Annotated in this window: 13 protein-coding genes; 6 read left to right on the forward strand and 7 right to left on the reverse strand. The window is 69.1% G+C overall.

Annotated elements, in window-relative coordinates; all coding sequences use genetic code 11:
* The first annotated feature begins 376 nt into the window (after positions 1-376).
* The 5 genes from SK095_RS01950 (at position 377) to SK095_RS01970 (ending at position 4242) form a co-directional block, all read left to right on the forward strand.
* Entirely contained in the window at positions 377-1195 is an 819-nt protein-coding gene (locus tag SK095_RS01950) for a TOBE domain-containing protein (RefSeq protein ID WP_320547653.1), read from the forward strand.
* Positions 1196-1230: 35 nt separating this feature from the next.
* Complete coding sequence (modA, locus tag SK095_RS01955) at positions 1231-2031, forward strand: molybdate ABC transporter substrate-binding protein (protein WP_320547654.1); 801 nt, start codon at positions 1231-1233, stop codon at positions 2029-2031.
* 17 nt (positions 2032-2048) lie between these two features.
* On the forward strand, positions 2049-2738 hold the full coding sequence (gene modB, locus SK095_RS01960; RefSeq protein WP_320547655.1) for a molybdate ABC transporter permease subunit: 690 nt from the start codon (positions 2049-2051) through the stop codon (positions 2736-2738).
* Between the two features lie 17 nt (positions 2739-2755).
* Positions 2756-3892, forward strand: coding sequence for a molybdenum ABC transporter ATP-binding protein (gene modC / locus SK095_RS01965; protein ID WP_320547656.1), 1137 nt, complete (start codon positions 2756-2758; stop codon positions 3890-3892).
* A 71-nt stretch (positions 3893-3963) separates the two neighbouring features.
* On the forward strand, positions 3964-4242 hold the full coding sequence (locus tag SK095_RS01970) for a hypothetical protein (protein ID WP_136488968.1): 279 nt from the start codon (positions 3964-3966) through the stop codon (positions 4240-4242).
* 4 nt (positions 4243-4246) lie between these two features.
* Here SK095_RS01970 and SK095_RS01975 read toward each other — a convergent pair whose 3' ends face one another.
* On the reverse strand, positions 4247-5056 hold the full coding sequence (locus SK095_RS01975; protein WP_320547657.1) for a cytochrome c: 810 nt from the start codon (positions 5054-5056) through the stop codon (positions 4247-4249).
* A gap of 101 nt (positions 5057-5157) precedes the next feature.
* Here SK095_RS01975 and SK095_RS01980 point away from each other — a divergent pair, with 101 nt between their 5' ends.
* Positions 5158-6045: an AEC family transporter gene (locus SK095_RS01980; protein ID WP_320547658.1), complete on the forward strand. Its 888-nt coding sequence runs from the start codon at positions 5158-5160 to the stop codon at positions 6043-6045.
* A 569-nt stretch (positions 6046-6614) separates the two neighbouring features.
* On the opposite strand, the gene cobA is transcribed toward SK095_RS01980, so the two are convergent.
* From cobA to SK095_RS02010, 6 genes are all read right to left on the reverse strand, one after another.
* Complete coding sequence (gene cobA, locus SK095_RS01985; protein WP_320547659.1) at positions 6615-7379, reverse strand: uroporphyrinogen-III C-methyltransferase; 765 nt, start codon at positions 7377-7379, stop codon at positions 6615-6617.
* 120 nt (positions 7380-7499) lie between these two features.
* Positions 7500-10202, reverse strand: a complete 2703-nt coding sequence (locus tag SK095_RS01990; RefSeq protein WP_320547660.1) for a molybdopterin-dependent oxidoreductase — start codon at positions 10200-10202, stop codon at positions 7500-7502.
* Between the two features lie 76 nt (positions 10203-10278).
* Entirely contained in the window at positions 10279-10605 is a 327-nt protein-coding gene (gene nirD, locus SK095_RS01995) for a nitrite reductase small subunit NirD (RefSeq protein WP_320547661.1), read from the reverse strand.
* Positions 10606-10721: 116 nt separating this feature from the next.
* Positions 10722-13172: a nitrite reductase large subunit NirB gene (gene nirB, locus SK095_RS02000; protein WP_320547662.1), complete on the reverse strand. Its 2451-nt coding sequence runs from the start codon at positions 13170-13172 to the stop codon at positions 10722-10724.
* Positions 13173-13451: 279 nt separating this feature from the next.
* Complete coding sequence (locus SK095_RS02005; protein WP_320547663.1) at positions 13452-14591, reverse strand: TIGR03364 family FAD-dependent oxidoreductase; 1140 nt, start codon at positions 14589-14591, stop codon at positions 13452-13454.
* Positions 14592-14601: 10 nt separating this feature from the next.
* A complete protein-coding gene (locus tag SK095_RS02010) occupies positions 14602-15615 on the reverse strand; it encodes a putative 2-aminoethylphosphonate ABC transporter substrate-binding protein (RefSeq protein ID WP_201486563.1) in 1014 nt (337 codons plus the stop codon).
* Between the last annotated feature and the right edge of the window lie 16 nt (positions 15616-15631).

The raw sequence follows: 15631 nt of genomic DNA on the forward strand, positions 1-15631 counted from the left end.
CTTCCCGCCGTGCAACAGGAGGGGGACGCAGCCGGCCGGCTACGCCCCCTTTCGCGTTCCTGGGGATCGCTCAGGCTGGCACGCCGAGGATCGCGCTGGATGCCTCGATCACCGCGCCTGGCTGCACGGAGGCGACGCTTCCCTCGAAGACGTTGCCTGCGCCGATTTCCATGACGCACTCCTGCCGCGAGTCATGTAGGGTCTGCAACATTCGCTATGTCGCTTGTGACATAGCGAATATCGGTAAGCCGGTGGCAGGCCCATGGGCAACAGCGTAAGGGCGCGGCTTTTGGCCGTTCAACCATAGGAAAGACGGTTTGGCATGCAGGTTGCCTTGTATGAATCCGTGAATACAGATAACCAGGTAGCAACCGCCATGACCACGACCGCCACCCGTTTCCTGGCGCGCATGTCGCTGGATACCGACGTCGGTACCGCGCTGTCCGATACCCGCATCCGCCTGCTCGAGGCCATCGAGCGCGAGGGCTCGATCAACCGCGCGGCCAAGGCCGTGCCGCTGTCCTACAAGGCGGCCTGGGACGCCATCGACACCCTCAACAACCTGGCCCCGGAGCCGGTGGTGGTGCGCGTGGCCGGCGGGCGTCAGGGCGGCGGCACGCAGCTCACCGAGTACGGACGGCGCATCGTGGCCATGTACCGCGCCCTGGAGATCGAGTACCAGGGCGCCCTCGATCGCCTGTCGGCGCGCCTCGGTGATGTCGGCGGCGGCGACATCCGGTCCTTCCAGCGCCTGATGCACTCGATGAGCATGAAGACCAGCGCGCGCAACCAGTTCGCCGGCACCGTCAGCGGCCTGCGCGTCGGCGGGGTGGACTACGAGGTGCGCATCCGCCTGGACGCGCAGACCGAGATCGCCGCCATCATCACCCCGGCCAGCGCCGACAATCTCGGCCTGGCCATCGGCAAGGAGGTGTTCGCCCTGGTCAAGTCTTCCTCGGTGATGCTGGCCACCGAGCGCGGCATCCGGCTCACCGCGCGCAACCAACTGTGGGGCGAAGTCGCCGCCGTCCACCAGGGGCCGGTGAACAGCGAGGTGACCCTGGCCCTGCCGTCCGGGCGCAGCGTAACCTGCGTGGTCACCGCCGAGAGCTGCGCGGCGCTGGGCATCGCCCCCGGGGTGGAGGCCTGCGCCTTCTTCCAGTCCTCCAGCGTGATCCTCGCCGCCTGGGAATGAGCCATTTCCCGACCCACCACAAAGGGAGTGTCACTATGAGCTTTTACCTTTCCCGCCTGCTGGCGGTTCTGGCGATTCCCATGCTTGCAGTCGCTGTCAGTTTCGCAGGGCCGGGTACGGTACATGCTTCTGAGTCGTTGACGATCGCAGCAGCGGCCGACCTCAAGTTCGCCATGGACGAAATCGTCGAGGGGTTCCGCAAGGAGCAACCCGACGACAAGATCGAGGTCATTTATGGCTCTTCGGGCAAGTTCCACACGCAGATCCAGCAGGGGGCGCCATTCGATCTTTACTTCTCGGCCGATATCGCCTTTGCCCGGAGCCTGGAGGAGGCCGGCCTGTCGGCCGGCAAAACCCGGCCTTATGCTCTGGGGCGGATCGTGCTGTGGAGCAACAGCCGCGACGCCAGCAAGATGACCCTGGAAAGCCTGCTCGATCCAGCGATCGGCAAGATCGCCATCGCCAATCCCAAGCATGCACCCTACGGCAAGCGTGCGGAGGAAGCGCTGCGCAGCGTGGGGCTGTGGGACAAGCTGCAGGACAAGTTGGTGCTGGGAGAGAACATCGCGCAGACCGCTCAGTTCGTGCAGAGCGGCAATGCCCAGGTCGGCATCATCGCCTTGGCCCTCGCCCTGAATCCCGTGCTCGCCGAAGCGGGAGGCCATGCCCTGATCGACGAGCATCTGCACAAGCCACTGGAGCAGGGTTTCATCGTTACCAAGCGGGCAGAAAACAATGAGCTGGCCGCGAAGTTCGCCGACTTCATCTCCAGCCAGCAGGCGCGGGCCATCATGACGCAGCATGGCTTCGTGCTGCCCGGCGAATCCATCCACTGAGAGAGCGCAAGCGGAACATGGGGCTACCCGAACTCACCACCGCCGACTGGGCGGCGATCTGGCTGACGCTCAAGCTCGCAGCCACCACCACAGCGATCCTGCTGCTGATCGGCACACCGATCGCCTGGTGGCTGGCGCGCACCCGTTCGGGCCTCAAGGGGCCGATCGGCGCGGTGGTGGCCCTGCCGCTGGTGCTGCCGCCGACCGTGCTGGGCTTCTACCTGCTGGTGGCGATGGGGCCCAACGGCTTCATCGGCCAGCTGACCCAGAGCCTGGGGCTGGGCACCCTGCCGTTCACCTTCGCCGGCCTGGTGGTGGCCTCGGTGTTCTACTCGCTGCCGTTCGTGGTGCAGCCGCTGCAGAATGCCTTCGAGGCGCTCGGCGAGCGCCCGCTGGAGGTGGCGGCGACCCTGCGCGCCGGCCCGTGGGACACCTTCTTCAGCGTGGTGCTTCCGCTGGCCAAGCCGGGCTTCGTCACCGCCAGCATCCTCGGTTTCGCCCACACGGTGGGCGAGTTCGGCGTGGTGCTGATGATCGGTGGCAACATTCCGGAGAAGACCCGGGTGGTCTCGGTGCAGATCTACGACCACGTCGAGGCCATGGAGTACGCTCAGGCCCACTGGCTGGCCGGCGGTATGCTGGTCTTCTCCTTCCTCGTGCTGCTGGCGCTCTACAGCAGCCGCCTCAAGCAGGGCTGGCGCGGCTGAGCGCGCCCAGGATGCCGATGAACACATTGAGCGAACCGTATGTATCCCCCCTCGCCGGGCAGGCCGGGGACGGCATCCACGCCCGTTTCCGCCTGGACTATGCCGGCTTCGTGCTGGATGTCGACCTGCAGCTGCCCGGCCGTGGCGTCACCGCGCTGTTCGGCCACTCCGGCTCGGGCAAGACCACCTGCCTGCGCTGCGTCGCCGGCCTGGAGCGGGCGAGCGTGGCGCATCTCGAGGTCAACGGCGAGCTGTGGCAGGACAGCGAGCGCGGCCTGTTCGTGCCCACCCACCGCCGCGCCCTGGGCTACGTGTTCCAGGAGGCCAGCCTGTTCCCGCACCTGTCGGTGCGGCGCAACCTGGAGTACGGGCTGAAGCGCATCGACAAGGCGACGCAGAGGGTCTCCTGGGAGCGGGTCATCGAGCTGCTCGGCATCGGCCACCTGCTCGAGCGCATGCCCGGGCGGCTGTCCGGCGGCGAGCGGCAGCGGGTCGGCATCGCCCGCGCGCTGCTCACCAGTCCGCGCCTGTTGCTGATGGACGAGCCGCTGGCGGCGCTGGACCTCAAGCGCAAGCACGAGATCCTGCCCTACCTGGAGCGCCTGCACGACGAGCTGGACATCCCCGTGCTCTACGTCAGCCACTCGCCGGACGAGGTGGCGCGCCTCGCCGACCACGTGGTGCTGCTCGACCAAGGCCGGGTGGTTGCCCAGGGGCCGCTGCAGCAGACCCTGGCGCGCCTCGACCTGCCCACCGCCCTCGGCGAGGATGCCGGGGTGGTGATCGAGGCGCGGGTGGCCGACCACGATCCGGCCTACCACCTGACCCGCCTGGTCTTCCCCGGCGGCGCGGTGCTGGTCGCCCGGCGCCCCGAGGCGGTCGGCCACAAGCTGCGCTTTCGCGTGCATGCCCGCGACGTCAGCCTGGCGCTCAGTCGCTGCGAGGACAGCAGCATCACCAACGTGCTGGCCGCCACGGTGTGCGAGCTGGCCGAGGCCGACACCCCGGCCCACGTGCTGGTGCGCCTGGACGCTGGCGGCACGCCGCTGCTGGCGCGCATCACCCGCCGCTCCAGCGACCATCTCGGCCTGGCGCCGGGGTTGCAGCTGTGGGCGCAGATCAAGGCGGTGGCGCTGCTCGGCGAGGGGGGATGAAGGGGGCGTGTCCGCATGCGCGGCATTCATGCCCTAGACTTGGCGTATTTCCCCGTGCTGGAGACGTGCCAATGAAGAGCTGGATAGTGCTGCCGGTACTCGCCCTGACCCTGGTCGGTTGCGCCGGCAAGACGCAGAATCGCGATGGTTGCGCCTACTCGGTGGATGCCGCCTGGAAGGAGCTGGACATCGCCAAGGCCGAAGGCTTCGCCGGTACGGTCAGCTATTCCAAGGCCCTGTCGCTGATCACCGCGGCCAAGACCCAGCAGCAGTTCGAGGCCTACGACAGCTGCGTGAAGAAGGCCGAGCGGGCGCGCTACTACATCCGCGAGTCGCGCGCCGGGCGCTGACCGTTCAGTTGTCGGCTGTCACCTTGCGCCCGGCCATGTGGCGCAGGTAGGCCAGCAACTGGTCGAGCTGCGTCTCGCTCAGCGCCGCCTCGCCGAAGCCGGGCATGCGTGCCTGCGGCCAGTGGCGCAGGGCCTGCGGGTCGCGGATGTAGCGGCGCAGCAGGTCGGCGCGCAGGTATTCGGTGGGGTTGTAGGGCACGTTGAGGTCGGGGCCGAAGGCGGCGTCGCCCTGTTTGTTCAGGCGGTGGCAGGCCAGGCAGTGCTTCTGGAACTGGGCGAAGCCGAGGCTGACCGGATCGTCCGCCGCCAGTGCAGGATCGGGGCGCAGCGCCGGGAAGCGCTCGGCCACGGCGGGGAGCACGCGCAGGCGCACCATGCGGAACGGCCACTGCTCGGGGCCGATCTGCTCGGCCTCCGGATTGGTCCACACCAGGTAGAAGGGGCCGGCGCTGCGGCCGGCCTTGCCCAGCGCCGGCCAGGGTGCGGCCGGGTCCTCCACCGCCAGCCAGGCGCGCGCGCCGGCGGCGTCGAGCAGCGCGGCGGCGGGCAGTTCGGCGGCGAAGCCGTCGTCGGCCACCGCCTGCAGATGGTCGCCGGGTCGCACGCCCGGCAGCAGTTCGGCCAGCGGCAGCGCGCGGTAGCGCATGGCGCGCTTGTAGCTGACGTCGGCGGGGATCTCGATCTCGCGGCTGGCCGGATGGGCCAGCAGCTCGGCGCTGGCGTAGCGGCGTGGGCCGTCGGCCAGCTCTACCAGCAGTTCGGCGGCGCCGGCCAGGGGGGCGAACAGGACCAGCAGCAGCGGCAGGAGGCGCATGGCAGAGCTTCCGACAGGGGGACGATGACGCGCAGCCTAGCAAACTTGGCAGGGCGCGTCCCCGGCGCGTAGCATCGGCTTCTTTTGCGCAAGGACAGGACATGCTGGCCGAGTTGTTCGCCGTGATGGCGCCGGTGCTGATCGTCGCCGGGATCGGATATGGCTGGGTGCGTTCGGGACAGGGCTACCCCACCGACTTCGTCGCCCGCCTGGTACTCAACGTCGGCACGCCCTGCCTGGTGCTGTCGACCCTCAGCCGCACCGAGGTGGACGTCCAGGCCTTCGGCCAGATGGCTTTGGCGTGCGTGGCGGTGTCGCTGGTCATGGGCCTGATCGGCCTGGCCCTCAGCCGCGCCATGGCCCAGGACTGGAAGGTGCTGGTGCCGGCCTACCTGTTCCCCAATACCGGCAACATGGGCCTGCCGATCAGCCTGTACGCCTTCGGCGAGCAGGGCCTGGCGCTGGCGGTGGCGTTCTTCCTGATGCTCTCGGTCGGCCACTTCACCCTCGGCATGATCCTCTCCGGTGCCGAGCGCTCGTGGCGCAGGCTGCTGGTCAACCCGATCATCCTCAGCCTGTGTGCGGCGCTGGCGGTGATGCTGCTGGACCTCGAACTGCCGCGCTGGCTGGCCAACACGGTCAACCTGCTGGGCGGCCTGGCGATCCCGATGATGCTGATCACCCTCGGCGTGTCGCTGGCGAGCATCCGCGTGCAGCACATCGGTCGCGGCATGCTGCTGGGCGCGCTGCGGATTCTCTGCGGGGCGGCGGTGGGCTGGGGGATGGGCGTGGCGCTGGGCCTCTCGCCGCTGGCGCACGGGGTGCTGGTGCTGCAGTCGGCGATGCCGGTGGCAGTGTTCAACTACCTGTTCGCCGTGCGCGCCAACCGCTCGCCGGAGGCGGTGGCGAGCCTGGTGATGTGTTCGACAGTGCTGTCGTTCGTGCTGCTGCCGCTGCTGCTGGCCTGGTGGATGCCGATCGCGCGCTGAAGCGACGCTCGGCGCCGTTTCAGCCGATCATTCGACTCAGGTTGGGCAGCACCAGCAGGAGGGTGATGGCGAACACGGCCAGGGCAGCCTGACGCCATTTGGTATTGAACTTGATCATTTCGGGGCCTGTTGTTTTTGTTGGCCTGTCGTTATCCACGCGGTCTGGCGTTGTCGCTCGAGTCCTGGTGCACCGCGCAAAGTTTGTCAGTGCCACTCTAGATGCAGAATGCACGCCAGATTAGATGTTTTCGATGCAAAAAGTTTCCCGAGCTGCCAGCTGGGTTATCGGCTGGTCCGCAGATGCCTGCCGAGGCCTGATGCAGAGCCGTTGCGCTGCCGCAGCGGGGTGAGCTGCGGCGCTTTGACCGTTGGTCGGGATTTTGGCGGTGCGGCACGCTTGTCCGTTTTCCGCCGCGCGATGTGCGGGCGAATGTTACCACAGGTAGCGGTGACGACGGCGTGACGGCGGCGCCCCCAGTCCGTGCGGAGGCGCGGCCAACCGCCGCACTTGCGGGGCGGTCCGCTCCATGCAGGAGTTCGCGCGTGTTGCAGGCGTGGGGCGGCCAGGCTCAGCGCATGCCGACCGCCGCGAGCAGGTCGCTCGGCCCGGTCTGCTCGGCATTCTGACGGGCTGCTGCCACCTCGCCGATCACCAGGATCGCCGGGCTCTGCAGGCGGAAGGCGGCGGCGTCCTCCCGCATGGCGCCGAGGCTGCTGCGGCACTCGCGCTGCCGCGGCAGCGAGGCGTTCTCGATCATCGCCACCGGCATGGCGGCGGGCATGCCGCCGGCCAGCAGACCGTCGCGGATGTCGGCCAGCTTGGCCACGCCCATGTAGACGACGAGCGTGGTGCCGCCCTGGGCCAGTGCCGGCCAGTTGAGGCTGCTGTCGTCCTGGGTGTGGGCGGTGACCAGGGTCACGCCACGCGCCACGCCGCGCAGGGTCAGCGGGATGCCGCACTGGGTGGCGCCGGCCAGGCCCGCGGTGATGCCGTTGACGATCTCGCTGGCCACGCCGCGCTCGGCCAGCCAGTCGGCTTCCTCGCTGGCGCGGCCGAAGATGCATGGGTCGCCACCCTTCAGGCGCGCCACGCACTTGCCCTGGCGGGCGTAGCGCAGCATCAGGCGGTGGATGAACTCCTGCGGGGTGGAGCGGCAGCCGCCGCGCTTGCCGACACCGATCACCCGCGCCTGCGGGCAGTGTGCGAGCACCGCCGGGTTGACCAGGTCGTCGATCAGTACCACCTCGGCTTCGCCGAGGGCGCGCACGGCCTTGAGGGTCAGCAGTTCCGGGTCGCCGGGGCCGGCACCGATCAGCCAGACTTTTGCGCTCATCTCTATCACCTCTCTCGTGTCGCTGGTCGGCGCTGCTGGCACCGGCCGGGCATTCGCTCTTCGTAGGGTGCGCAGTGCGCACCCCGTCGGGTTTGTGGTGCGCGTGGCGCACCCTACGTTTCAGGCCGGGGCCTTCGCCAGCAGCCGCTTGATTTCCGGTACGCAGGAGCCGCAGCTGGTGCCGCACTTGAGCTCCTGCTTGAGGCCGTCGAGGTCGAGGCCGCGCTCGATGCCTTCGCGGATCGCCGCCTCGCTGACGTTCATGCAGCTGCACAGCGTCTTGCCCTTGCAGGCTCCGGCGTTGCCCGGTGGGGTGCTCAGCGGGGCGAGCAGCCAGCGGCGCAGCTCGGCGTCGGCCTTGCCTTCCTCCCACAGCGCCTTCAGCCAGTCGCGCGCGGCGGTCTCGCCGGCCAGGCGGATGGCGGTGATGCGCCCGTCCTCGATGCGCACGCGCTTGCCGACGGTGCGTCGCGGGTCGTCGTAGGCCAGCACCGGGCCCTGGTCGAGGTCGAGCAGGGCGTCGATGCGCGCCAGCAGGGCGGCGTCGGGAGCCACCGCGCTGGCGGCCTTGACCAGCAGCGCCGGGCGCTCGCGGCCGGTGAGGGTCAGGCTGGCGTAGGCGAAGTCGTCCAGCAGCGGGCGCAGCGCGGCGAAGCGCTGCTGCACGTCGCCTTCGACCAGGGCGAACAGCTGCCAGGGCAGCTCGACCTTCTCCGCCTCGACGCCGGCGTGCTTGAGTTCCGGCTGTTTCGACAGTGGGTCGTAGGCCGGCAGGGTCAGCACGTTGGTGCCCAGGCCCTTGAGGAAGCGGTCGCCCCAGTGCATCGGCAGGAAGGCCTGGCCGGGGCGCACGCCCTCGTCGGCCTGCACCGGCAGGATCAGGCTGCCGCGACGGCTGCGCAGCCTGACCAGGTCGCCGCTGGCCAGACGCCGGCGGCGCAGCTCCTCCGGGTGCAGGCTGAGCACGGCCTCCTCGACATGGCCGAACAGCCGGGCGACGGTGCCGGTGCGGCTCATGCCGTGCCACTGGTCGCGCAGGCGGCCGGTGTTGAGGGTCAGCGGATAGCGCGCCTCGCGCTGCTCCTGCGGTGCGCGGTACGGCTCGGCGACGAACTGGGCGCGGCCGCTGGCGGTGGGGAACCGGCCGTCGGCGTACAGGCGCGGCGTGCCGCTCAGCGCGCCGGCCGGGAACGGCCACTGCTGCGGGCCGAGGTCGTCGAGCAGCGCGTGGCTGAGGCCGGACAGGTCGAGGTCGCGGCCGGCGGTGAGCTGCTTGTACTCCTCGAACAGCGCGACCGGACTGGCGAAGTCGAACAGGCTCGGCTGGCCGGGGCGCAGCTGCTGTTCCAGGCGGCGGGCGAAGTCGCAGGTGATCGCCCAGTCGGCGCGCGCCTCGCCCGGCGCCGGCACCGCGCGGCGCACGTGGCTGACGCGGCGCTCGGAGTTGGTCACCGAGCCTTCCTTCTCGCCCCAGCCGGCGGCGGGCAGCAAGAGGTCGGCGTAGCGGCAGGTCTCGGTGGTGGCGTAGGCCTCCTGGACCACCACGAACGGGCAGCTGGACAGCGCCTCGTGGATCTTCTGCTGGTCGGGCATCGACTGCGCCGGGTTGGTGCAGGCGATCCACAGCGCCTTGACCTTGCCGACCCTGACCGCCTCGAACAGCTCGACGGCGCTCAGGCCGGGCGCCTCCGGCAGGGCGTCGACGCCCCAGTAGCCGGCGACCTCGGCGCGGTGTCCGGCGTTGCCGGCCTCGCGATGGCCGGGCAGCAGGTTGGCCAGGCTGCCGGTCTCGCGCCCGCCCATGGCGTTGGGCTGGCCGGTCAGCGAGAAGGGGCCGGCGCCCGGCTTGCCGATCTGCCCGGTGGCCAGGTGCAGGTTGATCAGCGCGCTGTTCTTGGCGCTGCCGCTGCTCGACTGGTTGAGGCCCATGCACCACAGCGAGAGGAACGACGGCGCCTGGCCGATCAGTTCGGCGCACAGTTGCAGGTTTTCCACGGAAATGCCGCAGATGTCGGCCACCGCCGCCGGGCTGTAGTCGCGCACCAGCTTCTTCAGGGCGTCGAAGCCCTCGGTGTGGGCGTCGATGAAGGCGCGGTCGATCCAGCCTTCCCACAGCAGGATGTGCAGGATGCCGTGGCACAGCGCCACGTCGGTGCCCGGCAGGATCGCCAGGTGCAGGTCGGCCAGCTCGCAGGTGTCGGTGCGCCGCGGATCGACCACGATGATCTTCATCTCCGGGCGCGCGACCTTGGCCGCTTCCAGGCGGCGGAACAGCACCGGGTGGGCGTAGGCCATGTTGCTGCCGGCGATCAGCAGGCAGTCGCTCTGCTCGATGTCCTCGTAGGAGCAGGGCGGGGCGTCGGCGCCGAGGCTGCGCTTGTAGCCGACCACCGCCGAGGACATGCACAGCCGCGAGTTGCTGTCGATGTTGTTGGTGCCAACCAGTGCCCTGGCCAGCTTGTTGAAGGCGTAGTAGTCCTCGGTCAGCAGCTGGCCGGAGATGTAGAAGGCCACGCTGTCCGGGCCGTGCGCGCGGATGGTCTCGGCGAACACGTGGGCGGCGTGGTCGAGGGCGCTGTCCCAGTCGGTGCGGGTGCGGGCGAGATCCTTGCCCAGGCGCAGCTCGGGGTACAGGGCGCGGGCGGCCAGGTCGCCGGTCAGGTGCAGGGTCGAGCCCTTGCTGCACAGGCGGCCGTAGTTGGCCGGGTGCGCCGGGTCGCCGGCCACGCCGTGGATCGTCTCGCCGTCGTGCTCGATCAGCACGCCGCAGCCGACGCCGCAGTAGCAGCAGGTGGAGGCGGTGGTCCGGGTCGGCCGGGTCATGGCTGTCGCTCCGTGTCGTTCTGGGTCGTAGGGTGGACAACGCTTCGCGTGTCCACCGATTCGGCGATGTTGCGGGTCAGGCGCAGTCCTGCAGGGTCTTCAGGGCCAGCAGCACGCGGCCGCCCTCGACCTTGACCGGGTACTTGTGGCTGCAGCCGACGTCCGGCTCCAGCGCCTGGCCGCTTTCCAGGTCGATCTGCCAGTTGTGCAGCGGGCAGGCGACGCGCTTGCCGTAGATCAGCCCTTGGGACAGCGGGCCGCCCTTGTGCGGGCAGCGGTCGTCAATGGCGAACACTTCATCTGCGGAAGTTCTAAACAGCGCGATGTCGCCCTTGGGCCCGGCGACGATGCGCGCGCCGAGCACGTTGATCTCTTCCAGGGCGCAGATATCCAGCCAGTTCATGTCGTTTCTCCTCAATCTCGTTCGGTCGCTCGCGGCGGCGGGTGGCAGGTGCCGGTCCTGCCGGTGGGCGTTTTCCTGGACGCCGACCGGCAGGACCCGCCCCTGGCAGGGCGGGGTCAGGCGGGTTCCACCACCTTGACCGGGATGCGCTCGAACTCCTTCTTCAGCGCCGGGGTCTCGATCTGCTGCTTCCACGGGTCCTGCTCGAAGGACAGGGCGAACAGCAGGCGCTGGTGCAGTTCCTTGCGGCGGGCTTCGTCCTCCAGGACGATCTTCTTGATGTGCTCGAGGCCGACGCGGTGCATGTAGTGCACGGTGCGCTCCAGGTAGAAGGCCTCCTCGCGGTACAGCTGCAGGAAGGCCAGGCTGTATTCCATGACCTCCTCGGCGCTCCTGACCTTGACGAAGAACTCGCCGGCCTCGGTCTTGATGCCACCGTTGCCGCCGACGTACAGCTCCCAGCCGGAATCCACGCCGATGATGCCGACGTCCTTGATGCCCGATTCGGCGCAGTTGCGCGGGCAGCCGGAGACCGCCAGCTTGACCTTGTGCGGCGACCACATGCCGAACAGGGCGTGCTCCAGGTCGATGCCCATCTGCGTCGAGTTCTGCGTGCCGAAGCGGCAGAACTCGGAGCCCACGCAGGTCTTCACGGTGCGGATGGACTTGCCGTAGGCGTGGCCGGAAGGCATGTCGAGGTCCTTCCACACCCCCGGCAGGTCTTCCTTCTTCACCCCGAGCAGGTCGATGCGCTGGCCGCCGGTGACCTTGACCATCGGGATCTGGTACTTGTCGGCGACGTCGGCGATGCGGCGCAGCTCGGACGGGTTGGTCACGCCGCCCCACATGCGCGGCACCACCGAGTAGGTGCCGTCCTTCTGGATGTTGGCGTGCGAGCGCTCGTTGATCAGGCGCGACTGCGGATCGTCCTTGGCCTCGCCCGGCCAGGTGGAGATCAGGTAGTAGTTGAGCGCCGGGCGGCAGGTGGCGCAGCCGTTGGGGGTGCGCCACTCCATGAAGGCCATGGTGTCGGCCAGCGAGGTCAGGTGCTGCTCGCGGATGACCTTGCGCACCTGGCCATGGTTGTAGTCGGTGCAGCCGCACACCGGTTTCTCGCTCTTGGGCTTGACGTCGGCGGCGCCGCCGACGGTGTTGATCAGGATCTGCTCGACCAGGCCGGTGCACGAGCCGCAGGAGCTGGCCGCCTTGGTGTGCTTCTTCACCTCGTCGAGGCTGAACAGGCCGTGCTCCTGGATGGCCTTGACGATGCTGCCCTTGCACACGCCGTTGCAGCCGCACACTTCCATGTCGTCAGGCATCGCCGCGGCCTTGTCCTGGCCCTGGTGGCCGGCATCGCCGAGGGCGTTCTCGCCGAACATCAGGTGGTCGCGGATCTCGGCGACGTTGTGGTTCTCGCGGATTTGCCGGAAGTACCAGCTGCCGTCGGCGGTGTCGCCGTACAGGCAGGCGCCGACCAGCACGTCGTCCTTGATCACCAGCTTCTTGTACACGCCGCCGATGGGGTCGGAGAGGGTGATGGTCTCGGTGCCGTCCGCGCCCATGAAGTCGCCGGCGGAGAACAGGTCGATGCCGGTGACCTTGAGCTTGGTCGAGGTCACCGAGCCTTCGTAGCGGGCGAAGCCGAGCTGGGCCAGGTGGTTGGCGCAGACCTTGGCCTGCTCGAACAGCGGGGCGACCAGGCCGTAGGCGATGCCGCGGTGGTTGGCGCACTCGCCGACCGAGTAGATGCGCGGGTCGAAGGTCTGCAGGGTGTCGTCGACCAGGATGCCGCGGTTGCACGGCAGGCCGGCGCGCTCGGCCAGCTCGGTGTTGGGGCGGATGCCGGCGGCCATCACCACCAGGTCGGCGGGGATCACGTCGCCGTTGGCGAACTGGGCGGCGCACACGCGGCCGTCGCCGTCGTCGAGCAGGGCGGCGGTCTGGGTGCTCAGGCGGAACTGGATGCCGCGCGCCTCCAGGGCGCTCTGCAGCAGCTGGCCGGCAGTCCTGTCGAGCTGGCGCTCGAGCAGCCAGTCGCCGAGGTGCACCACGGTGACGTCCATGCCGCGCATCTTCAGACCGTTGGCGGCTTCCAGGCCGAGCAGGCCGCCGCCGATCACCACGGCGTGCCTGTGGGTCTTCGCGGTTTCCATCATGGTCACGGTGTCGGCGATGTCGCGGTAGCCGATCACGCCCTGCAGGTCCTTGCCGGGAATCGGCAGGATGAACGGGTTGGAGCCGGTGGCGATGAGCAGGCGGTCGTAGTGCAGTTCGCTGCCGTCCTCGGCGATCACCTTGTGAGCGTGGCGGTCGATGTCGACCACCTTGCAACCCAGGCGCAGGTCGATGCCGTTGTCCCTGTACCAGTCGAGGTCGTTGAGAATGATCTCCTCGAAGGTCTGTTCGCCGGCCAGTACCGGGGAGAGCAGGATGCGGTTGTAGTTGGGGTGCGGCTCGGCGCCGAACACGGTGATGTCGTACATGTCCGGCGCGAGCTTGAGCAGCTCCTCCAGGGTCCGCACCCCGGCCATGCCATTGCCGACCATCACCAGCTTGAGCTTGTTCATGGTTTCTCTCCCATCGCGGAAACCGACCTGCGAAAACAAAAAAGGCGTCCTGCCGTTGCCAGCAGGACGCCTTTGTCCGGATCCCGAATCGCTCGGGGAGCGCGCCCCTCGCCGTTGAGGGTTACGCTCGATGAATTGTCGAATTCTCTAAAGCAGATAACGTGCCAGATTCTCTGATGCGGCTATTGGTGGAGTTTGCGCCGGGGAGTGCCTAATCGAGCGCATGGATCGGCACCGCTTTGATGCGGCTTGCGTCGTTATGGTGCGTGCCTCCTCCCGTCAGCCGGCCGGCTCGCCGAGCAGCGCCGCAATGGTCCGCTCGCCCAGCGCCGGGCCGACGCTCATGCCGAGGCCCGTATGCATCAGCATGGCGGTGACGCCCTCGGCGGCTTTCGTGACCGAGAACGGCGCCGGTCCGCGCCCGCCGTACACCCCCTGCCAGCGCTCGACCACCCGCAGCGGGGTGGCCAGGGTGTGCTCGGCCAGTTGCAGCAGCAGCCGGTCGACTTCCTCGGCGTTGAACGGCGAGGCGTCCTGGCCGTAGTCGTGGGAGTCGCCGATGATCAGCTCGCCACTCGGCGTCGGGCTGACCAGCAGGTGGATGCCGAAGCGCTCCAGCGCCGGGCACTCGCGGCGGATCTGCTGGCGCACCGCCTCGGCTTCCGGCAGGTCGGCGAAGGCGCCGTAGTGCACGCCGGACAGGCCGGTGAGCACCGCATGCTGCAGGTCCAGCGCCTGCTGCGGGGCGACGCGCAGCATCTGCAGGCGGCAGACCTGCGGCTCCAGCGCGCGCAGCTGCTCGGCGAGCAGGGTCAGGTAGTCGTGACCGGAGCAGACGACGATCTGCCCCGCCTGGAAGCGCCCGGCGGTGGTGTGCAGCAGGCCCGGCTCGACGTCGCGCACCAGGGTGGCGAAATGGAACTCCACGTCGAACTCGCGGGCCAGCCAGGCGGCCAGCGCCGGCAGTGCCTCGCGCGAGTACAGCTGCTGGTCGTCGAAGCCGTGCAGGGCGGCGCGGTGGTGGCGGAAGCGGCCGGCGTAGATGCTGCCCAGCGCCTCGCGGCCGAGCAGCTCGACGCGGTAGCCGTGCTCGCGGGCGCGGCCGGCGCAGAAGGCTTCCAGCAGCCGTTCCTCGGCTTCGCTGCGGGCGAACAGCAGCGAGCCCTCGCGCTTGACCGCGAAGCCCGCGGCCGCGGCCCAGCCGGCCCAGATCGGCCGGCTGGCGCGGGCCAGGTCGAGCATCGGGCCGGGCGCCTGGCCGGTGATCAGGCCCATGCCGAAGTTGCGCACCGAGGCGCCGAGGGCGCGCTCGCTGCGCTCGAACACGCGCACCTTGAGGCCGCGACGGGCGGCGGCATAGGCGTGAGCCAGGCCGAGGATGCCGGCGCCGACGATGGCGATGTCGCAGTGGTTGCTCATGCCGGGCTCCTCACTGCTTCTCGGACTTGCCGTCGTAGCGCTGGCGCCACTCGGCGAGGATGCGCTCGCGCTCCTTCGAGGCCCAGGCGAAGTCGTTGGCGATCAGGCGCTGCTCGTAGTCGGCCGGCAGCTCGCTGATGCGCTGGGCGATGCCCGGCTGGGCCAGCACGGCGAAGTTCTTGCTGTACAGCTGCATGGCCTCCGGACTGGCGGCGAAGTCGGCGAGCTTGCGCGCCGCCTCCCCGGCATCGCTGCCCTTGAGGATGGCGGTGGCCTCCACCTCCCAGCCGAGACCCTCCTTGGGCAGCACGATGTCCAGCGGCGCGCCCTGGCGCTGCAGCTGGATGGCGGGGTACTCGAAGGAGATGCCGATCGGGAACTCGCCGGCGGCGGCCAGCTTGCACGGCTTGGAGCCGGAGTGGGTGTACTGGCCGATGTTGGCGTGCAGCTTGTCCATGAACGCCCAGCCCTGCTGCTCGCCGAAGGTCTGCAGCCAGGCGCTGACGTCCAGGTAGCCGGTGCCGGAGGAGGCCGGGTTGGGCATGACGATCTTGCCCTGGTACACCGGGTCGGTGAGGTCCTCCCAGCGTACCGGCTTGGGCAGGCCCTGCTTTTCGGCCTCGACGTGGTTGAAGCACACGGTGGCGGCCCACACGTCCATGCCGACCCAGCTCGGCGGATTGGCGGCGTCGCGGTACTTGGTATCGATGTTGGCGAGGTTCTGCGGCGCGTAGGCCTCCAGCATGCCCTGCTGGTCGAGGATCGCCAGGCTGGAGGCGGCCAGGCCCCAGACCGCGTCGGCCTGCGGGCGATCCTTCTCGGCCAGCAGCTTGGCGGTGATGATGCCGGTGGAGTCGCGAACCCAGCGGATCTCGATGTCCGGGTGCTTTTTCTCGAAGGCTTCCTTGTAGGCCTTGAGCTGCTCCACCTCGAGGGCGGTGTAGACGGTCAGTTCGGTGGCGGCCTGGGCCTGCAGGCTGAGGCCGGCGGCTACGGCGATGGCGAGGGCGAGACGTTTGAGCATGGTGGTTCTCCGGGAG

The organism is Pseudomonas sp. AN-1, from assembly GCF_034057115.1.
Lineage (GTDB): Bacteria > Pseudomonadota > Gammaproteobacteria > Pseudomonadales > Pseudomonadaceae > Geopseudomonas.